This window comes from Lentzea guizhouensis, from assembly GCF_001701025.1.
Taxonomy (GTDB): domain Bacteria; phylum Actinomycetota; class Actinomycetes; order Mycobacteriales; family Pseudonocardiaceae; genus Lentzea; species Lentzea guizhouensis.
This window is the reverse complement of record NZ_CP016793.1, coordinates 9,892,603-9,912,103: the sequence shown is the minus strand read 5'-3', so window position 1 is coordinate 9,912,103 and position 19,501 is coordinate 9,892,603. Positions and strand designations below refer to the sequence as shown.

General features: G+C 71.9%; 21 protein-coding genes. 16 read left to right on the top strand and 5 right to left on the bottom strand.

All coding sequences use genetic code 11. The features are described from left to right. Nucleotides 1–7 precede the first annotated feature (7 nt). The 10 genes from BBK82_RS53535 (at nt 8) to BBK82_RS46980 (ending at nt 11,197) form a co-directional block, all read left to right on the top strand. Entirely contained in the window at nt 8–481 is a 474-nt protein-coding gene (locus BBK82_RS53535; RefSeq protein WP_065920686.1) for a 3-hydroxyacyl-CoA dehydrogenase NAD-binding domain-containing protein, read from the top strand. Further along, nucleotides 451–1,707: a 3-hydroxyacyl-CoA dehydrogenase family protein gene (locus tag BBK82_RS47015; protein WP_065920685.1), complete on the top strand. Its 1,257-nt coding sequence runs from the start codon at nt 451–453 to the stop codon at nt 1,705–1,707. The genes BBK82_RS53535 and BBK82_RS47015 overlap by 31 nt, the downstream gene beginning before the upstream one ends. Before the next feature lie 10 nt (nt 1,708–1,717). Further along, nucleotides 1,718–2,167, top strand: coding sequence for a glycosyltransferase (locus BBK82_RS51385; protein WP_065920684.1), 450 nt, complete (start codon nt 1,718–1,720; stop codon nt 2,165–2,167). A gap of 156 nt (nt 2,168–2,323) precedes the next feature. Continuing rightward, nucleotides 2,324–3,577, top strand: a complete 1,254-nt coding sequence (locus BBK82_RS47005; RefSeq protein ID WP_065920683.1) for an AAA family ATPase — start codon at nt 2,324–2,326, stop codon at nt 3,575–3,577. 1,132 nt (nt 3,578–4,709) lie between these two features. Continuing rightward, nucleotides 4,710–4,919 (top strand): helix-turn-helix domain-containing protein, encoded by a 210-nt coding sequence (locus tag BBK82_RS48430; RefSeq protein ID WP_083268674.1) that lies wholly within the window; start codon nt 4,710–4,712, stop codon nt 4,917–4,919. After that, a complete protein-coding gene (locus tag BBK82_RS49555; RefSeq protein WP_237048511.1) occupies nt 4,919–6,421 on the top strand; it encodes an AAA family ATPase in 1,503 nt (500 codons plus the stop codon). Before BBK82_RS48430 ends, BBK82_RS49555 begins: the two co-directional genes overlap by 1 nt. Further along, entirely contained in the window at nt 6,394–7,614 is a 1,221-nt protein-coding gene (locus tag BBK82_RS49550; protein ID WP_154697923.1) for a helix-turn-helix transcriptional regulator, read from the top strand. The genes BBK82_RS49555 and BBK82_RS49550 overlap by 28 nt, the downstream gene beginning before the upstream one ends. A gap of 398 nt (nt 7,615–8,012) precedes the next feature. Further along, on the top strand, nt 8,013–8,696 hold the full coding sequence (locus BBK82_RS46990; protein ID WP_083268671.1) for a helix-turn-helix transcriptional regulator: 684 nt from the start codon (nt 8,013–8,015) through the stop codon (nt 8,694–8,696). Nucleotides 8,697–8,706: 10 nt separating this feature from the next. After that, nucleotides 8,707–10,182: an aldehyde dehydrogenase family protein gene (locus BBK82_RS46985; RefSeq protein WP_237047969.1), complete on the top strand. Its 1,476-nt coding sequence runs from the start codon at nt 8,707–8,709 to the stop codon at nt 10,180–10,182. Between the two features lie 13 nt (nt 10,183–10,195). Continuing rightward, nucleotides 10,196–11,197, top strand: a complete 1,002-nt coding sequence (locus BBK82_RS46980; protein WP_065920681.1) for a beta-ketoacyl-ACP synthase III — start codon at nt 10,196–10,198, stop codon at nt 11,195–11,197. A 72-nt stretch (nt 11,198–11,269) separates the two neighbouring features. On the opposite strand, the gene BBK82_RS46975 is transcribed toward BBK82_RS46980, so the two are convergent. Further along, on the bottom strand, nt 11,270–11,674 hold the full coding sequence (locus BBK82_RS46975; protein ID WP_065920680.1) for a DUF6069 family protein: 405 nt from the start codon (nt 11,672–11,674) through the stop codon (nt 11,270–11,272). Between the two features lie 25 nt (nt 11,675–11,699). After that, nucleotides 11,700–12,467 (bottom strand): Crp/Fnr family transcriptional regulator, encoded by a 768-nt coding sequence (locus BBK82_RS46970; RefSeq protein ID WP_154697922.1) that lies wholly within the window; start codon nt 12,465–12,467, stop codon nt 11,700–11,702. A gap of 156 nt (nt 12,468–12,623) precedes the next feature. Here BBK82_RS46970 and BBK82_RS46965 point away from each other — a divergent pair, with 156 nt between their 5' ends. The 3 genes from BBK82_RS46965 (at nt 12,624) to BBK82_RS46955 (ending at nt 14,278) form a co-directional block, all read left to right on the top strand. Then, entirely contained in the window at nt 12,624–12,887 is a 264-nt protein-coding gene (locus BBK82_RS46965) for a hypothetical protein (RefSeq protein ID WP_065920678.1), read from the top strand. Continuing rightward, a complete protein-coding gene (locus tag BBK82_RS46960) occupies nt 12,887–13,546 on the top strand; it encodes a PucR family transcriptional regulator (protein ID WP_065920677.1) in 660 nt (219 codons plus the stop codon). The genes BBK82_RS46965 and BBK82_RS46960 overlap by 1 nt, the downstream gene beginning before the upstream one ends. 84 nt (nt 13,547–13,630) lie before the next feature. Beyond that, a complete protein-coding gene (locus BBK82_RS46955) occupies nt 13,631–14,278 on the top strand; it encodes a PucR family transcriptional regulator (RefSeq protein WP_065920676.1) in 648 nt (215 codons plus the stop codon). 1 nt (nt 14,279) lies between these two features. On the opposite strand, the gene BBK82_RS46950 is transcribed toward BBK82_RS46955, so the two are convergent. Further along, nucleotides 14,280–14,702 (bottom strand): YciI family protein, encoded by a 423-nt coding sequence (locus BBK82_RS46950; protein ID WP_065920675.1) that lies wholly within the window; start codon nt 14,700–14,702, stop codon nt 14,280–14,282. Nucleotides 14,703–14,836: 134 nt separating this feature from the next. Between BBK82_RS46950 and BBK82_RS46945 the strand changes: the two genes are divergently transcribed. Together BBK82_RS46945 and BBK82_RS46940 are read left to right on the top strand one after the other, a co-directional pair. Continuing rightward, nucleotides 14,837–15,229: a CoA-binding protein gene (locus BBK82_RS46945; RefSeq protein ID WP_065920674.1), complete on the top strand. Its 393-nt coding sequence runs from the start codon at nt 14,837–14,839 to the stop codon at nt 15,227–15,229. Between the two features lie 77 nt (nt 15,230–15,306). Beyond that, complete coding sequence (locus tag BBK82_RS46940; RefSeq protein ID WP_065920673.1) at nt 15,307–16,200, top strand: ParB/RepB/Spo0J family partition protein; 894 nt, start codon at nt 15,307–15,309, stop codon at nt 16,198–16,200. Between the two features lie 138 nt (nt 16,201–16,338). Here the strand turns inward: BBK82_RS46940 and BBK82_RS46935 are convergent, their stop codons facing one another. Next, nucleotides 16,339–17,436, bottom strand: coding sequence for a helix-turn-helix domain-containing protein (locus tag BBK82_RS46935; RefSeq protein ID WP_170068087.1), 1,098 nt, complete (start codon nt 17,434–17,436; stop codon nt 16,339–16,341). 128 nt (nt 17,437–17,564) lie between these two features. Here BBK82_RS46935 and BBK82_RS46930 point away from each other — a divergent pair, with 128 nt between their 5' ends. Beyond that, nucleotides 17,565–18,161, top strand: a complete 597-nt coding sequence (locus BBK82_RS46930; RefSeq protein ID WP_065920671.1) for an NUDIX domain-containing protein — start codon at nt 17,565–17,567, stop codon at nt 18,159–18,161. A gap of 311 nt (nt 18,162–18,472) precedes the next feature. On the opposite strand, the gene BBK82_RS46920 is transcribed toward BBK82_RS46930, so the two are convergent. Further along, nucleotides 18,473–19,438, bottom strand: a complete 966-nt coding sequence (locus tag BBK82_RS46920) for a hypothetical protein (protein ID WP_065920669.1) — start codon at nt 19,436–19,438, stop codon at nt 18,473–18,475. Nucleotides 19,439–19,501 lie beyond the last annotated feature (63 nt).

Genomic DNA, 19,501 nt, shown 5'->3' with positions numbered 1-19,501 from the left:
CGACCACATGTCACTCGTGATCGGCGTGGTGGGGCTCGGCGGACTGGGCGAAGGCCTGGCGGACGCCCTGCTCGCGGGTGGCGCCGAGGTCATCGGCGTCGACAGCGACCCGGACGTGCTCGGCCGCGTCCACGAACGGCTCGGCGGGCCCCAGCTCACCCTCGCGACGGAACTGGTCGACCTCAAACGCGCCGACCTCGTCATCGAGGCGGTGCCGGAGGACCAGGACGTCAAGGAGACCGTGCTGCGCCAGCTCGTCGAGGCGTGCGTGCCCGGCACGGTCTTCGCGACCACCACCTCCACGCTGTCCGTGGCCAGGCTCGCCATCGCCTCCGGTGCGCCGGACCGCGTCGTCGGGCTGCGCTACGCCATCCCGCCGCCCCACGGCCGGCACGCGAGCCTCGTCGGCACCACCATGACCGCGCCCGAGGCGCGGCACCTGGCCGCACGGTGCTCCGGCTGGCCGGCACCGAGGTCGTGAGCCTCGGCGGCCGGCCGGCGGAGGCGGCGACCGCCCTGCTCTACGCCTGCGTGAACCGCACGGTGAACCTCGCCGCCGCGGGCTACGCGACCGTCGAGGACCTCGACACCGCGCTGCGCCTGGGCTGCGGCCTGAAGTTCGGGCCGCTGCACCTGCTCGACCTCATCGGCCTCGACACCGTCCGGTCCGCCCTGCTGCGGCTGCACGAGCAGACCGGCTCCGCCTCCTACGTCCCCTCACCGCTGCTGGACCGCATGGTCGAGGAAGGCCTGCTGGGCCGCAAGGTCGGTCGCGGCTTCCACCGCTACGACCACCGCGGCGAGATCGTCCCGCCCGCCCGCACCGCCATCAGCGGGGGAACCCCGCGCGAGATCCGCCGAGCCGGCGTCGTCGGCTCGGGCACCATGGGCCGCGGCATCGCCGAAATCCTGATAGCGGCGGGCATTCCGACAACGCTCATCGCCCGCAGCACACACAAAGCCGACGAAGCCGCCGACCGCATCCACGCCTCCCTGACCCGGCTCGTGCGGAAGGGGCGGATGTCCGAACAGGACCGCCAGGACGTCCTCGCCAGGCTCACCGTCGCCACCGGCTACGACGCGCTCGCCGACGCCGACATCGTCGTCGAAGCCGTCGCCGAGGACATGCGCGCCAAACGTGCTGTGCTGCAGGGCATCGACGCCGCGCTCAAACCCGGCGCGATCATCGCGACCACCACGTCCAGCCTGTCCGTGACCGAGTGCGCGAACGCCACCGGACGGCCCGCCGACGTCATCGGGCTGCACTTCTTCAACCCCGCACCGGTGATGAGGCTCGTCGAGGTCGTCCGCACCGGCCACACCGCCGACGACGTCCACGCCACCGCCCACGCGCTGGTGCGGTGGCTGCGCAAGACCCCTGTGGACTGCGGCGACCGGGTCGGGTTCATCGTCAACCACGTCCTCTTCCCGTACCTCAACGACGCGATCCGCATGCTCGCCCGCACCGACGTCACCGTCGACGAGATCGACACCGCGGTCGTCACCGCCTACCACCACCCGATGGGCCCCTTCACGCTCCTCGACACCATCGGGCTGGACGTGTCCCTGGCCATTCTCGAAACGCTGAGCGCGGCTTCTCCCACCGGCGAACCGGAACCCGCGGAGGAACTGCGCCGGCTGGTCGCCGCGGGACACCTCGGAACCAAGACGGGAAGCGGGTTCCGGCTCGTGGACAACGGAAGGTGAGTCGCCACCGATGGCAGAGCAGCTCTGTTCCCGGCAGCGGCACGTCGCGATCTTCGCCAACCCCCGCCGCGGCCAGGCGCTGCCGGCGCTCGCGGTGATCGAGGAGCTGGTGCGGCGCGGCTACCGCGTCACCTACGCCACCTCCTCCGAGGTCGCCGCCCGGCTCGCGCTGAGCGACGCCACCGAGGGCAGGTGGGACGTGGTGGGGTTCCTGGACGACAGCAGCTCGCCGATCTCGCTGGCCCGCGGCTACTTCGCCGACGACCGGCCGGACCTGGTCGTCTACGACGGCACCGCGGGCGAGGTCGCGCGCGCCGCCGCCGACACCTGGGACGGCCGGCCGGACGACGAGTTCGTCGACGGCCCGTTCGGCGAGTTCCTGACCAGGTTCGGGCTCGCGTTCCTGCCGGAGAAACCCAGCCTCTACCGGGTCGTGCCGAACCGGGTCGCCGCGTATTAGCGTTCCAGGTACCGGAACACAGCTGGGGTTCGCCACCGCGGAATGCGGAAACCCGCGCCTGACTTCGGCACTCGCCGCGCGGAGTTTGCAGATCGGTCACCTCCGGCACCTATCCTCGGGGGCACCAGCTCACTTCTAGTCCGAGGCGGTAGGGCGGTGGACGACCAGGCGGGCTCAGGCACAGAGCTGTTCGGCCGGGAGAGCGCGCTCACGACGGTGGCGCACCACACGGCCGCGGCTCGTCGCGGTGCGGGCGCGCAGGCCGTGGTCGTGCGCGGAGCCCGTGGCTGCGGCAAGTCGTCCGTCCTGCGCACCGCCGCGGCCGCCGAGTCCCGCGCGGGCACCACCGTGCTCACCGCGGCGGGACAACGGGAACGCGCCCCGCTCGCCGTCGCCCGCAGACTGCTCGCCCCCGCCGGGATCACCGTCCCCGAGCTCACCGGCGAAACCGACGTCCACCGCGTCTACTGCCAGCTGTGGCGCGATGTCGTGGCCCTCGCGCACCGCTCGCCCGTCTGCCTGGTGCTCGACGACCTCGACGCGTGCGACGACGCCACGGTCGGCTGGACCGACTTCGTGCTGCGCCGGCTCGCGCACCAGCCGATCAGCCTGGTGCTGTCCCAGAGCGGCGCGCTCACCGTCGACCTCGCCCAGGCCCACGTGGTCGACCTGCCACCGCTGACGGCACCGCAGGTCGCCGACATGATCGCCGCCACCCTGCGGTTCCCGCCCGACGCCGTGTTCACCGCGCTGTGCCTGCGGCTCTCCGGCGGCAACCCGCGCCACCTCACGACCGTGCTGGCCGACCTCCGCGCGGCGCGGGCACTGCGCCGCGAGGCGGTCGAGCTGGTGGCCGCCCGCCGGTTGCGCGACCGGCCCGAGCACCTGCGGGCCATCGCCACCGCACTCGTCGTGGTGGACCGGCCGGAGCTGGTCGCACCGCTCGCCGGGGTGTCGGCACGCGTCGCCGAGGACGGGATGTCGTTGCTGCAGAACGAACACCTGCTCGGCGAAGGCCTGCCCGACCACGTCCGAGAGTGGTACCGGTCCGGGGTGCTGGACGTGCTCGGCCCCGCCGAGGTCGCCGACCTGCGGCACCGCGCGGCCGTCGTGCTCGACGAGTCCGGCCACGACGTGCGCGTGGTCGCCGACCAGCTCGTGCACCTCCCGGCCGTCGACGTGCCGTGGATGTCGCAGGTGCTGCACGAGGCCGCCGCCGGTGGCCCGCCCCGCGACGCCGCCAGGTACCTGCGCCGGCTGGTCGAGCTCGACCCCGACGACGTCGAGCTGCGGGTGAACTCGCGACCAGCTGTCCCGCCACGACCCGCCGCGCGTGCGAGCACCTGGCGGCCGCGTTCCACCGCACCACCGACCCGACCTGCGCGGCGCTCGCGGTCAAGCACGCGCTGACCGGGCGGACCAGGACGTTCCTGCGGATCGCCCGCGACCCGGCGCTGTCCGGCGACCTCGCCACCCTGCTCGACGCCGTGCGGCTCTCGCTCGACCTCGAGGACGCGACGGCCGTGGCCGAGGCGGTGCGCGCCGCCGTGCCGCCACCAGCGGGAACCACGACGGCACAACGATGTCTGCTCGGCGTGGTCGCGGAAGCCACCCTGCGCGGCGGCGGATCGGCCGACACCGCCGTCGGGTACGCGCGGGCGGCACTGGCCGACACCGACGCGGTGACCGACTGGTCGATGCTGTCGGCGGCCACCGTGCTGCGCGTCGCCGGGCACCCCGCCGAGGCCATGTCCGTGCTCGACCGGGCCGTGGAAGCCTTCGCGCACAACGGCGACTCGCTCGCCCGCTGCCGCTCGCTCGTGCAACGGGCGCTGGTGCACATGTCCCTGGGCGACCTGGGCAGGGCGACCCAGGACGCGTCGACCGCCGTGCGGGCCGTGCGCGACGGAGGCTGGAGCCTGCCCCGCGCGGTGGTGCTGCTGGCGTGGCTGTCGGTGCAGACCGGCCACCTCGCCAAGGCCGGGCAGCTGCTCGACGAGGTCGACGCCGAGCAGATCCGCCACCGGACCCCGGTGTACCGCGAGTACCTGCGCGCCGCGGGATGGCTCGCGTACCTGCGGGACGACGTCGACCACGCGGTGGAGCTCATGTCGGCGTGCGCGGACGAGATCCTGGCGACCGGACTCAGCGATCCGGGCACGTTGCCCACCTGGACCGACATCGTCCACGTCCTGACGCTGACCGGTCATGACGCCAGCGGTGCCGTGGAGGAGGTCGACCGGCTCGCCAAGCTGTGGCCGTCCCGCGAAGCCGTCGCGCACTCGTTGCTGGCACGGGGTTTCGCCACACCGGGGCTCGCCGCGCTCGACCTGCTGCGCCTCGCCGCCGAGGGGTTCGCCGCGGTGCCCTCGGTCGTCCAGCAGGCCCGCGCGGAGCTCCAGCTCGGCCGCCGGTGGCTCGCCGCGGGGAGACCCGCACCGCCCGCGGGCACCTGCGCACCGCGGTCGAACTGGCGCTGCGCGCCGGCAACCGGTTGCTCGCCGACGCGGCCCGCGAGCTGCTGGTCGGTGCCGGAGGGCGGATGCCGTCGCTCACGTGCGGGGACGGACTGGCCGTGCTCACGGCGAGCGAGCGCAGGGTCGTCGAGCTGGCCGCGGCCGGGGAGACGAACCGGGCCATCGCCGACCACCTCTTCGTCACGCTGCGGACCGTCGAGGTGCACCTGACGAGGTCCTACCGCAAGCTCGGCATCTCCAGCCGCGCCGAGCTCCCCCACGCGCTGGCGTCGTGATGGTCCTGCTCGAACGCGCCAGCGAGCTGCGCCTGCTGACCGAGGCACTCGACCGCGCCCGCGCAGGCCACGGCGACCAGTTCGTCATCAGCGGCCCGCTCGGCTGCGGCAAGTCCGCGTTGCTCGACGCGCTCGCCGCACGGGCACACGGGTTCCGCGTCCTCACCGCCACCTGCGCGGCGCTGGAACGCGACTTCGCGTTCGGGGTCGCCCGGCAGCTGCTCGACCCGGTGCTGTCCGGTGCGTCGCACGAGACCGGGGAACGGTGGTTCGGGGGAGCGGCCGGGCTCGCGCGGGTGGTCTTCTGCGACGACGAGCCCGCCGGCGCCGCGTTCGCCGTGCAGGAGGCCGCCGTCCAGGGCCTCACCGCGCTCATCTGCGCGATCAGCGCCGACCAGCCGACGTTGGTGGTGGTCGACGACCTCCAGTGGGCCGACGACCCGTCGCTGCGCTGGCTCGCGAAGCTCACCGGCGTGCTGGCCGGGCGGCCGGTCCTCGTCGTCGTCACGACCAGGGACGGCGAACCGCGGCCTGTGCTGGAGTCGTTGCGCCGCAACGAGATCCGTCCGCAGCCGTTGTCCCGTGACGCCGTCGCCGAGCTCGTCGAACGCCGCACCGGCCAGCCGCCGGACCCCGCGTTCGTCACCGCCTGCCTCGCCGCCACCGGAGGCACCCCGCTGTTCCTGTGCGCGGTGCTGCTGCACGTCACCAGCCCCACCGCCGACCAGGTCGCGCACGTCCGCGAGCTGCGCCCGGCCCGGCTGATCGAACGCCTGGTCCGCGGCCTCGCCACCCAGTCGCGGCAGGTCCAGGACTACGCCAGGGCCGCGGCCACCCTCGGTGACGACGACGAGCTCGCCGGCCCCCTCGCCGGGCTGGACCCCGACGAGGCCCGCACCGCCAGGCGGGTCCTCGACGCGCCGGGCTCTGCACCGGCAAGCCCACCATCCGCCGCCGTCGAGGAGTCCATGACGGTCGCCGAACGCGAGTGCTGGCAGGCGAGGGCCGTGCGGATGCTGCACGACAGCGGCCGGCCGGCCGAACAGGTCGCCGCCCGGCTGCTCGCCGTCACCACCGCCAGGACGACTGGGCGGTCGGCACGCTGCGCGAGGCGGCGGCCACCGCGATGCGCCGCGGTGCGCCGGAGACCGCGGCCAGGTACCTGCGGCGAGCCCTGCGCGAGGTCACCTGCGACTCCGCCCACCGCGCCCGGCTGCTGGTCGACCTCGCCACCGCCGAACGGTTCTTCGACCCCGCCGCGTCCGTCCGGCACGTCTCCTACGCCGTGCCGCTGTTCACAGACGTACGAGAGAGAGCGGCAGCCCTCGTCCGGTTGGCGCCCACCGCGCTCGGGTGCGCGCCACGGCCAGTGCGTGCTCTCATCGACCAAGTCGTCGCCGACCTGGGCCACGACACAGAGCTCGCCCCTCGGCTTGAGGCGCGCCAACGGTGCGTGTGGCACTCCGACCCCGCATTGCTCGCATCGGCCGTCGAACGCCTGAAGCACGTCCACGGCACGACCCCCGGCGAACGGGAGCTGCAGATCGTCCTGATCGACGCGGCCATGGTCACCGCGAAACTGCCCGCCCACGAGATCGCCCGCCTGGCCGGCGCCGTTCTCGCCCAGGAACCACCGCACCCCCGGCACGTCCACACCGCGCTGCCGTTGCTGATCAAGGCACTCGCCGCCGCCGACGCCGCCCACGTGGCCGTGCCGTGGCTCGACAACGCCCTGAAGGCGGCCACGAACACCGTCGAACGGGCGCTGATCCGCGCGCAGCAGTCGTTCGTGCTCATGCACCTCGGCCGGCCGGGAGAAGCCCGCCGCGCCGCCGAGGACGCGGTCGACCTCGCCGTGCTCGACTGGCGCGGCGACACCACGACCGGGCCGATCGCCCTCTGCGCCGTCGCGATGGACCTGCGAGAACCGGAGCTGATCGGGAAACTGCTCGCCTCCCGGCCCGACCGCGACGAACTGCCCGGCGTCGACGCCACCTACCGGATGATCAACGCCGTGGGGCTGTCGTTGGCCGGAGACCACGCCAGAGCACTCGCGGAGCTACAAGAGAGCGGGCGTGTTTTCGACGGCGTCGGCTGGCGCAATCCCGTGCTGCTGCCGTGGTGCGTGTCCACCGCACGGCTGCATGCCCATCTCGGTGACCTCGATGCCGCACGGGACGCAGCCGCCCAGGCGTGGGAACGCGCGGTCGAGTGGGGTGCGCCGGTCGGCATCGGCCGGGCGTTGCGCGTGCTCGGCCGCTACACGCCCGGCCGCAAGGGGCTCGACCTGCTCCACGAGTCCGTGCAGACCCTGCACGCCAACCCGTACGAACGCGCCAAGACGCTGCTTCAGCTCGGTGCGCGCGCACGAGCCGATGGCCACACGTCGGCGCGACAGCACCTCGAAGAAGCCCACCGGCTCGCGACCCGCAGCGGTGCGCACGAGCTTGCCGGAAGAACCGCGCGGGAACTCGACGGGAATTCGCCCGCCATTCTCGTGGCATTGACCCGTGCCGAGTTCAAAGTCGCCGGTCTCGTCGTCCAGGGTCTCACCAACGCCGAGATCGCGGAAGCGCTCGCCGTGACCAGCAGAGCGGTCGAGAAGCACCTCACGAACTCGTTCCGCAAGCTCGGCATCCGGCGCCGCACCGAACTCGCGGGTGCGCTCGACCGGGCCTGTCCGCCGCCGGTGTGACGGCGTTGTGGCAACACCACCGACACATCTACGAATTTCTTGTACCGTCTTGCGGCACAGTGGAGTGACGGGGGAGTGACCGCGCGGTGGCGGTGCCGTCGTCTCAGCTGGTATCCGCCCAGCTCAGGGTGTTCGACCGCCATCTGGTGAGACGCGACCGAAACGTGCGACCGAAATGCTCGGACGGCACTCCGAACCCCCGATATCCCCCTACCACAACATTAGGGGTCACCCCTCACACCTCGTTGACCGGCTTCGGCAGATCTTCCTACGATTCATTCGTGTCAAGGTGAGATTCGGGAAATAAACCTAGATCACCTGCTGACCCGCTCAAGTTTCGTTCACACCGCTCCGAGTCGCGGAACCGAGTTCGACGAGATCGAGAGGGATACTCTCCGATGCACACTGTTGCCGCTGGTTCTCTCGCACACGACCACTTCAACGGCGCTTCCGTCGTTCCCGACGCCGACGTGTTCCGGTCTCTGCTGGAGCGGTCCGGCCTGTGCCTCGCCCGCCTCGACCTCGGGCTGCGCGTCGTGGAGGCCAACGACGACTTCGTGACGCAGTTCGGGCACTCCCGCGAGTCGCTCGTCGGCCGCAGCTTCTACGAGCTGCTGCACCCCGGCGTGCACGGCCCCATGCGCAAACAGTTCGACCGGCTGACCGAGGGCCGCCGGCAGCGCTTCGTCGAGCACCTCGCCGGCATCGGCCCGCGCCACGCCGTCTTCACCGGCGACATCACCGGCATCGCGGTGCACGACGCGCATGGCGACCTGGTGCAGTTCGTCGTCGTCGTGAACCCGGAGAAGGGCGAGCAGCCCAACGCCGTCGTCGTCGACCGCAACCGCATCCTCACCGAGCTCGACGCCCGCATCCTCGAGGGCATCGCCACCGGCGAGTCGACCGTCCGGCTGGCCTCGCGGCTCTTCCTGTCCCGCCAGGGCGTCGAGTACCACGTCGGCACCATGCTGAAGAAGCTCAAGGCCCCCAACCGCGCCGCGCTCGTCTCGCGCGCCTACAGCCTCGGCGTGCTCAGCGTCGCCAGCTGGCCGCCCCGGGTCTCCCCGGACTACATCAAGTAGGGCACGACCCGTGAACGCGCCAGTGGACGACCGGGTGGACGGGCCAGGGGAAGGCGCAGTGACCGCGCGGGTACGGGACGCGGTGCCCGACCGCGCGGAGGGCACAGCGGCCGCGCGAGCGCAGGACCCGTGGCAGGACGCGGTGCTGGACCGGGCGGCCGGAGCCGCCCGCGTGGGCGCCACCGGCCAGGACGAACGTGCCGACGCCCTCGACGCCGTCGCCGCCGCACTCGACCGCGAGACCGGCGAGCTCGTCGCGCTGGCGGAGTGGGAGACCAGGCTGCCCGCCGGCCGGTTGCGCGCCGAGGTGGGGCGCACCACCTTCCAGCTGCGCTCGTTCGCCGGGTACCTGCGTTCCGGCGCGGCCAACGGGGTCGTGGTCGACCACGCCGACCCCGACTGGCCGCCCGGCCCGCGACCGGACCTGCGGCGCGTGCTCGTCCCGCTCGGCCCGGTCGCCGTGTTCGGTTCCACGTCGTTCCCGTTCGCGTTCTCCGTGGCGGGCAACGACACCGCCTCCGCGCTCGCCGCCGGCTGCCCGGTCGTCTTCAAAGCCAGCCACAGCTATCCCGACCTCGCCGACCGCACGGCCGAGATCGTCGAAGCGGTGCTGCCCAAGGGCGTGTTCGCGCTGGTGCACGGCACCCGCAGGGCCCGCGAGCTCGTGGGAGACCCGCGGATCAAGGCCGTGGCGTTCATCGGCTCCGCCCGCGTCGGCCGCGAGCTGCACCACCTCGCCGCCACCCGGCCGGAGCCGATCCCGTTCTACGGCGGCTTCGGCAGCGTCAACCCGGTGTTCGTGACGCGCCAGGCCGCCGCCGTGCGGGGCGCGGAGATCGCCAAGGGCTTCGCCGCGGCGCTGGCGCAGTCGAGCGGGCAGCTGTGCACCAAACCCGGACTTCTCGTCGTACCAGAGGGTTTCGCCGGCCAGGTCGCCGCCGAGGTGCGTGCGCTGCGGGCGGAACCCCTGTTCAACCGGCTCGTGGCGAAGCGGTGTGAAACCGCCGTGGAAGCGCTCACTGCTTTCCTGGACGTGCTGGTGGAGGGCGGATCCACCGCCGGTGGGCACGCACCGACGTTGTTGCGCACCACCGCGGCCGACGTGCTGGCGGGGCAGACCGACGCGCTCACCGAGTGCTTCGGGCCCGTCGCAGTCGTGGCGACCTACCGCTCCAGCGCCGAACTGCTGGAGCTCGCCGCGACGATGCCGGGACAGCTGACCGCGACCGTGCACGGCGAGGACGACGACGTCCTGCCGGAACTGGTCGATGAGCTGACCGGGCGCGCGGGCCGGATCGTGTGGAACGACTGGCCGAACGACATCGCGACCACGCCCGCCATGCACCACGGCGGTCCGTGGCCCGCGACGACGTCGCCGTTCCACACCTCCGTCGGCGTGCGGGCCGTCGAACGGTTCCAGCGTCCCGTGGTGTTCCAAGGGTTTCCCCGCCGCTTCCTCCCGGAAGTGCTGGCGGACAACCGGTGAGGAAGGTCGGAGAATGCGCGCAGCGGTGGTCGCGGGACTCGGGTCATGGCTCCCGCCGCGAGTGGTCACCAACGACGAGCTGACCGCCAGGCTCGACACGACGGACGAGTGGATCCGCACCCGGATCGGCGTCGCCACCCGGCACGTCGTCGAACCCGGGATGGCGACGTCCGACCTGTCCGTCGAGGCGGCCAGGCGGGCCCTGCGCTCGGCCGGCGTGCCGGGCGCGGGCGGGGTGGTCCTCGCCACCACGACACCGGACCGGCCCTGCCCGGCCACGGCGCCGGAGATCGCGTCGCGGCTCGGCCTGGTCGACGTGCCCGCGTTCGACATCGCGGCCGTGTGCACGGGTTTCGTGTACGGCCTCGGCGTCGGCGCCGGGCTGATCAGCTCCGGGATCGTGGAGAGCCTCGTGGTGATCGGCGGTGACGCCTACTCCACGATCCTCAACCCGCAGGACCGCACCACGTCGGTCATCTTCGGCGACGGCGCGGGCGCGGTCGTGCTGCGGGCGGGCAGCCCGGACGAGCCTGGCGCGCTGGGCCCGTTCGACCTGGGCTCCGACGGAGAGCTGTCGGACCTCATCACGGTGCCCGCGGGCGGTTCCCGGCAGCGGTCGTCACGCGACGTCGTGCCGCACGGCGACAAGTTCTTCCAGATGGAGGGCCGCGAGGTCTTCGCCAACGCGGTCACCCGCATGGCCGCCGCCTCCCGCGCCGCGATCAAGCGCAGCGGGTGGGTGACGTCCGATGTGGACAGGGTGGTCGCGCACCAGGCCAACACCCGCATCCTCGACGCGGTGTCGGAGGAGCTCGGGGTGCCGCGCGAGAAGTTCATCTCCAACATCACCGAGGTCGGCAACACCTCGGCGGCCTCGATCCCGCTGGCGCTCGCGCACGGCGTGCGGGTCGGTGAGCTGCGGGCGGGGCAGAAGGTGTTGCTGACGGCGTTCGGCGGCGGGCTCACGTGGGGCGCGACCACGCTGGTGTGGCCGGACGTCAGCCTGGCGGACTAGTTCCGGCGGACTGGCGACGAGAACGGCCGGGAGGGGTGCCCTCCCGGCCGTTCGCCGTCGTCAGACCGGTCGTCAGACCGGGAGCACGCGGCGGAAGATCGGCACCGCGACCGCTGCCACGACCACGTGCATGACCATCAGCGCGAGCACGCCGATGACCGAGGCGCCCGGCAGGAAGAACACCGGGATGTCGGCGAGGAACGACAGCACGACCACGACGGGGACGACTTTGCCGAGCGTGCGCGCGGGATCTTTGGCGCGCTTGCGGATCATGGCCCACGCGACCGCGGCGACGATCACGCCGAGTGCGGTGAGCACGACGTAACCCTGTGGTTTCAGGCCTTCGACCGTGTCCGGGTCCGCGCCCAGCGCCTGCGCCAGGTACGACACGGCGGCGTTGCCGAGCGACGCGAGCGCGACGGCGGCGACGACCCCGAGCACGACCTTGCCCGTGCCGGTGCGGGTTTCTGTTGTCACGTGCGGATCTCCCTGCGTTGGTTGGTCAGCGCTGCTTCGGTACGGCGGGCATGCCGACGCGCACCCGGCGGGAGAGCTGCGCCGGGTCGGTGAGGAAGATGCTCTTGCGCTCGATCGAGATCCAGCCGCGCTGGGCGAAGTCCGCGAGCGTCTTGTTCACGGTGTCGCGCCGCGAGCCGACGTACTGGCCGAGCTCCTCCTGGGTGAGGTCCTCGACCATCAGCAGGCTGCCGCGGCGGTCGGTGCCGAAGCGGTCGCTGCCGAACCGGCCGGCCAGGCGCAGCAACGCCTTCGCGAGGCGGGCGGGCGCGTCCAGCTGCACCACGTCCATGCGCATCCGGTGCGACTCGCGCTGCCGGCGGGCGATGCAGCCCAGCAGCCGCTCGGTGATCTCCGGGCACAGCACGAGCCACTTCGTCAGGTCCGCGCGCGAGATCCGGCCCGCCCGCACGTCCGTGATCGCGACCGTCGTCGACACCGACGGGGCCGCGTCGAACAGGGTCGGTTCCACCACGACCTCGTTCGCGCAGTGGAAGTCCAGCACCAGCTCGCGGCCGTCGCTGGAGGTCACGCACGTCTTCGCCTTGCCCGAACGCAGCACGAACAGCTCCTCGGTGGGCACGCCCAGCCGCAGCAGCACGTCGCCGCGGCCGAACTCCACCGGCTCCAGCGAGCGGGCGAACCGGCGCCACGACTCCTGCGCGGGGGTGAGGACCGGTCGCTGGACCGCGAGCCGCTGAGGTGTGAGCGGCTGGGGTGCGGGCGGCTGGGGCGCGAGCAGCTGGGGTGCCACCGTCGACTCCACTTCGTTGCGCGACCGGACGTGCAGCCGACGTTAAGGCCACCGACACTGGCGTGGCGCAGGAGAACGCGGCGCAGCAGAACGCTGGGGATCTCCCCAGGTGCGGTCCTGGTTCCCTGTCAGGTGTGTGAAAGAGGGGAGCAGACCGTGCTGTTCGACGTCGGCCGCCTGCTGCACGAGGAGTTCCTCGCCGTCTACCGCGCGGCCGCCGCGGACTCCGACGGCTGGGAGGACGCCGCCGTCGCCACGGCGCACCGGGTCGGCGCGCGCCTGCGCACGGCCGAGGTGCCCGTCGCACAGGTGGTCGTGGCCCTGCGGTGCACGGACCGGTTGCTCACCGAGGCGATGCTCGACGAGCTCGGTGACGCCCGTGCGCTGGCCGCCGCGGGCACGCGCTGGCGGCCGAGCTGATGGCCGCGTTCCGCGCGGGGGACGACGGGCTGGCCGACGCGTTGCTCGCCGGCACCGCGCCCGAGGCCGACGTCAGTCCCTTCTACACGGTCGTCGCCGTGCGCGGCGGCATCCTCGACCGGGTCGCGACCGCGTTCCGCCGCAAGGGACCCGTGCTCGTGTCCGGATCCGGGCACCTCCTGCTGCCGCTGCCCGAGGTGGCCGCGCTGCCGGTGTGCCGGGACGTGCTGGAGGAGCTCGGCGTCGAGGTGTGGCTGTGCGTGGCGGAACGACCCGCGGCGCGGGTTCCGCTGGCCCGCAAGGAGGTCGACGAGATCGACGCGCTGGTGTTGTCGCTCGGGCGGCCACCGGGCGTGTACCGGATCGACGACATGCTGTTCGAGACCGCCGTCACCGGGACGCCGGAGGTCCGCGAGGAGCTGGGCCGGGTCGCCGCGCCGCTGCTCGCGAACCCGGTGCTGTGCGAGACGATCGTCGCGTTGCTCGACGCGGACGGCAACCGCGCGGAAGCTGTCAAGCAGCTGTTCATCCACCGCAGCACCATCGACTACCGGTTGTGGCAGGTGGAGCAGCTCACCGGGCTGTCCCCGGTCAACCCGCGTGACCTGGCCGTTCTGGGCACCGCGATCGCCATGAGCCGCGCGCACGCCCGGGGCTGACCGGGGTCGCGTTCCCCGGCCGAACCTCAAGACCTGCCCAAGGCGGCTGTGCCGGCCCGCGGCGGTTGCCTAGCGTCTGAACGCGTGACGACGACCGTGTTGGACAGGCCGGTGTTGGACAGGCCGGTGCTGGTGGACGGCAGCGCGCTCACCTGCGCCGTGATCGCATATCGTGCGTCCACTGAGGACAGTGCTGCCGCGCTCGTCGCGGTGGCACGGCAGTACGACGACCCGCTGGTGCTCGACGGCAGGCGCGGCGGTTGCCTGGTGCTGCCGTGCGAACAGGAGCCCGCGGCACTCGCGAAAACCTTGCACGGCAAGGCCGGCGGTGAGGTGTGGATGGGTGTCGCGCGGGCCCGGCGGCACGACGTCGCCCCGGCGCGGGCGACGGCCGAGGACGTGCTGCGCGTCGCGACCGGCCGGGCGCCTGGCGTCTACGAGCTGCGGAACGTGCTGGCGGACTTCGCGGTCCTGCGTCAGCCGCACGTGGCACGCAGGCTGAGCCGGATGATCGAACCCGTCGTCGCGCAGCCGTCGTTGGTGAGCGCGCTGCGGGCGTTCATCGCGCACGACGGCAACCGCGCGGCCGCCGCCCGTGACCTCGACGTGCACCGCAGCACGCTCGACCACCGGCTGCGGCAGGTCGAACGGCTCACCGGGTGCCGTCCGACCTCACCGCGCGCGTTGCTGACGCTGAGCACCGCGCTCACCGCCTGCTCGTGGTCCCGCTGAGCTACTGCTGCTGGGCCGCGACCTGCTCGCGCAGCCGGTCCTCCTGCGCCTTCAGCTCGGGCGTCATGACCTCCTCGAACGCCTCGGCGCCGTGGACCTGCCGGATCTCGACCGAGCCGGCGCGGAACGGGGCCTTCTTCAGCCACTCGACGGCGTCGGTGAGCGAGGGCAGCTCCCAGATCCAGTACCCGGCGATCAGCTCCTTGGTCTCGGCGAACGGACCGTCGATCACGGTCGTCGCGCCCTTCTCGTCGAAGTGCACACGGGCGCCCTTGGAGCTCGCGTACAGGCCCTCGCCCGCGAGCATCACGCCGGCCTTCACGAGCTCCTCGTTGAAGGCGCCCATCTCGGCCAGCTCCTCCGTGGTGGGCATGACGCCGCTCTCGGACTCCTCGGACGCCTTGACGATGACCATGAAGCGCATGTCGATCTCCTCGTGAACTCGTGTGTCCGGTGTGCGTTTCTACCCACGCGTCGATCGGGCGTCGGCGACTTTCGACAGCCGGGCACTGATTGTGACCGGCGTCACAACCGAGCTGCGAGACTACTCTGGGGAGCATGCGTGACGACGTCGAGTGGATCCTCGAGAACACCCAGGTCTGGGCGATCGTCGGCCTGTCCGACAACCCCTCCCGCGCCGCCCACGGCGTCGCCCGCTTCCTGCAGCAACGCGGCAAGCGCATCGTGCCCGTGCACCCCGCGGCCGAGACCGTGCACGGTGAGCAGGGATATGCCTCGCTCAAGGACATCCCGTTCGAGGTCGACGTCGTGGACGTGTTCCGCCGTTCGGAGGACGCGGGCCAGTTCGCCGACGAAGCCGTCGAGATCGGCGCAAAGGCCGTCTGGTTCCAGCTCGGCGTGGTCGACGACGAGGCGTTCCGGCGCACGAAGGACGCCGGTCTGCGGATGGTGATGGACGTGTGTCCCGCGATCGAGTGGCGCGGGCCCTGACTCCTTCACTACCCTTCGCTCGTCGTCTCCGGCACCTGGGGGTTCGGAGGCACTGAGCCTGGGGGGCTTGTTCTGCCATGCGCGTTGACATCGACGTGCTGCAGCCCGCGGATTCTCCGCGCCTTGGTGGCTGCAGCGACGAGTACGTTCGTGACCTCGCGTCCTCGGACGCACCGATCCCGCCCGTCGTCGTGCACCGGCCGACGATGCGGGTCATCGACGGCACACATCGGGTGAGAGCGGCCTTGCTGCGCGGTCAGCGCGTGGTCGAGGCCGAGTTCGTGGAGGGTTCGGCGGAGGACGCGTTCGTCCTGTCCGTCGAGCTGAACCTGACATCGTTGTCCACAGCCGACCGCGAGGCGGCGGCCAGGCGGGTGCTCCGGTCGCACCCGGAGTGGTCGGACCGCTCGATCGCGGCGGTCACCGGCCTCGCGGCCAAGTCGGTCGGCGTCCTGCGCAGGGCCGTCGGCGGGCTGGCACCGAGCAGGGTCGGCCGCGACGGCAAGGTGCGGCCGGTCAACAGCGCCGCGGGCAGGCGCCTGGCCGGTCAGCTGATCCAGGATCGGCCGACCGCGTCGTTGCGCGACGTCGCCCGTGCCGCCGGGGTGTCGCCGGGCACCGTGCGGGACGTGCGGCGCAGGCTCAGCCTGGGCCTCGACCCGGTGCCGGAACGCATGCGCGCCGCCGAACGCGCCGGCGTGGGCGTCCCGCAGGCTCGGGCCGAGGTGCGGGCACCGGACACGACGCTGCCGATCCTGCGGCGCGACCCGTCGTTGCGGTTCAACGAGCACGGCCGGCTGGTGCTGCGCTGGCTCGAGGCCCACGCCGTGTCGTCGGGGGAGTGGGCCGCGGTGGTCGACGGGGTGCCGTCGCACTGCCGGGAGCTGGTCGCGGACATGGCCCGCAGCTGCGCGGAGGCGTGGACCGAGATGGCCGACGCCCTGGAACGCGAGAACCGCGCCGCCGTCTGACCGGCGTCTGCAAGTACCACCAAGCACCTCGGATCCCGCCGCTACCTACCGCCAACCTGTTCGCCCCTCGCCGAACAGGTTGGCGGTAGGTAGCGGCGGATCGAGGGGTAGCTGGTGGTACTTGCAGACGCTTTCCGGCTAGCCGGCGAAGAGGATCTCGCTGATCTCGCCCAGCAGCTCACGGCCCGCCAGCGGACGGTGGCGGGCCAGCAGGCTGCTGAACACGGTCAGGTCGATGTGCACGGTCGCCGACTGCACCTGCCGGATGTGGTCGAGCAGGTCGGCGACCAGCTCGCAGGCGTGTTCCAGGTCGCCCGCCATGGCGTGCGCGAGTGCCCGGCGCAGGCCGAACCTGGTGCGGGCGCGCAACGCCACCGGGGCGATCAGCGGCAGCTGGAGGTCGAGGATCGAGGCGGCCTCGGCGTAACGGCCCAGGTCGTGGAACGACCACGCGGTCGTGATGGCCACCTGGTCGGGCACGCTCGTCGTGCCGTAGCGGGCCTCGCCGGCCTTCTGCTGCAGCCGGGAGGACCGCTCCAGCGCCTCCTCGCAGTACTTCGCGGCGCCGGCCAGCGCGAAGCCCTGCGCCTCCCGCAGTGCCGCGGCGGCCTGCACCGCCGGCGACCGGGACCGGCCCGCCTGGCGGGCGTGGTGGACCGTCAGCTTCGCGTCACCGCGGTACAGGGCGAACTCCGCCAGCCGCACCTGCGCGAACGCCTCCAGCTCGCGGTCACCGCCCTTGGTCGCGTACCGCACCGCCCGCCGGGTGAACTCGGCACCCGCCGCGTCGTCACCGTTCTCCTGCTCCATCCACCCCGCGTACTCGGCGTACTTCGCGGCCAGCAGCCACAGGCCCTGGCTCAGGCCGGGGTGGTCGGCCGAGCGCGCCATCGTGCTCAGCGTCTCCACCTGCGGCCGCAGCGACACCAGCACCGACTCCGGGCTGGAGCGGTGGCCGAGCATGCGGACGTTGCCGAACATGGCGTCGTAGGTCAGCAGCACCGTGTCGTCGGCGGGGATCGGGCGGGCCGGCGCGTCGGCGAGCGCCATCAGGCGGCCGTCGGCCTGCAGGGCGTCCTCGAACGCCTGCGCCATCTCCTGGGTCGGGCGGACCTGGCCGTTCTCTATCTTGCTGAGGTAGCTCTTGCTGTAGCGGACCAGTTCGGCGAGTCTGGTCAGCGTCAGCCCGCGCTCGGTGCGCAGGCGGCGTACCTCTTGGGCGAACGTGGGCGACACCTGGCTCACCCCCTCCCCGCCAGTCTGTCGCGCGCCAAACCTGTTCGAGGCAGATGTCCACGATTTGGCCATTCATTGACGATCAACTGGGCGTATCTGGAACGGTGGGCGATGGTTCCATGTGAAGCATGGCTACGACGTGTTCCGACTCCTCCTCGGCTGGTGTGGTGATGGTCTGGCAACGTTTGGCCACCAACGTGGTGCACCGTTCGCCGTGGTTCGAAGTCCGCAGCGACGACGTCGTCAAACCTGATGGCGGACATGGTGTGTACACGCACGTGGTGGCGCCCGCCTCGGTGACGGTCCTGGCGATCCGCGACGACGACCAGGTCGTGCTCACCAGACAGTGGATCTACACCCACAACGGCACCCAGTGGCGACTACCCGGCGGTGCCATGGACGAGACGGACGCGGGTCCCGCCGAGGCCGCCGTGCGCGAGCTCGCCGAGGAGACCGGCCTGCGCGCCGACAAGTGGGAACGGCTCGGCCAGATCCACGGCGCCGACAGCCTGAGCAACCACGTCGACCACATCTTCCTCGCCACCGGCCTCACCCAGGGCGAGGCTGCCCTCGAAGCCGGCGAGTCCGACCTGAGGGTCCGCACGATCCCGTTCCGCCACGCGCTCGAGCTCGTCCAGCAGGGCATGCTCCCGCACGCCGGCAGCTCCCACGCCGTGCTCGTCATGGCGTTGCGGCGCGCCACCGGCGGGCACGCTGTTTCCTGATCCAGCAGGAAACAGGAAACTCGTTCTCATCCGATTGGCCCGGACGCATTCTTGTGGCACACGAGAAACGCAGTCCGAAGTCAGTCGGAATGAGAAGGTGAATTCTCGATGAGAGTCCTCTGCTCACTCAACACCGTGGTGAAGGTCGCTGCGATCTGCCTCTTGGTCGGATTCGCGGTCGGAAGTTTCCTCACCGTATCGGTGATCTGACCCGACAACGGTCTGCGGTTCTCCCTCGTCAACAGGGAGGTGGAAACCGTGGAACCGCACTTCTTCGTCGAATTCCTGTCCGTTCTGCTGCTCGCGCTCGTCTAGGTCCGCGGACGTGGCGCCCACTGCACGCCGTACCCGCGCCCCTGACGGGGGTGTGAGAACTCCACGTCGATCTCACCGATCTCGTCGACGGGCAGTTTCTTGGGCCACGGCGTCAGATCATCGGTGTCGCGCGCCAGTGCCTCGTCGACGCGCCACACCGATTCGGGCAGGTCGTCCCGGTCGAACCGCACCCGCAACCGGAACGACTCGCACATGCGCTCCGGCCAGAACACGTAGGTCGGACGCATCGACTGTCCCCGCGGCACCCTCACCTCCAGTGCGAACTGGTGTGTTTGCCCCGTGTTGAGGGGTCGGGGCAAGCGCAGCTTCATGAGGAAGCGCCGCGGGGACGGCCGTTCGTGGCCGATGAGCTCCACCCCGTGCAACACCTCGATGTCCAGGTCGCCAGGCGCGCCCTCGGGCGTCGGGGACGGGATCGTGATGGACCACGCGATCTCGTTCACGCCGTCGGTGTCGGCCACGACGGTCCGGCGTTCCGTGCACGCGGGCGTCGGGCCGTCCAGCTTCAGCAGCGCGTCGAACTCCTTGACGTGCCACAGTTCGGACGGTGCCAGGTGCACCGTCGTCGGGGCCGGTTGCAGCGCCACCTCCACGAGGCGCTGCAACCCGGACTCCATCCGCCTGCGCACCGTGCGCGCGCCGCGGTCCTGCTGGCGCGCGAGCCATTCGATGCGTTCGTTGAGGAACCGGTACTGCGCGTCCTCGTGCAGCCCGAGCGGCGCCAGAACGGCGTTGCGGACCTCCACCGGGAAACCGCGGGCGGCGTTCGTGACCCACTCGCGCAGTTTCGTGCGCACCGCTTCCGCGCCGTCGGTCTCCACGATGCCGCACACCTGGCGCAGCGCCGGACCGACGTGCAGGTCGATTCCGGGAGTCTGCACACCGCGCCCTCGGCACAACGTGCGCAGTTCTTCCATCAGCTGCTCAGGTGAGACAGACATCCATCCTCCGTGCGGATTTCAGTTCGCCGGTCATGTCGGGCATACCTGCCCCGGCGTTACCGC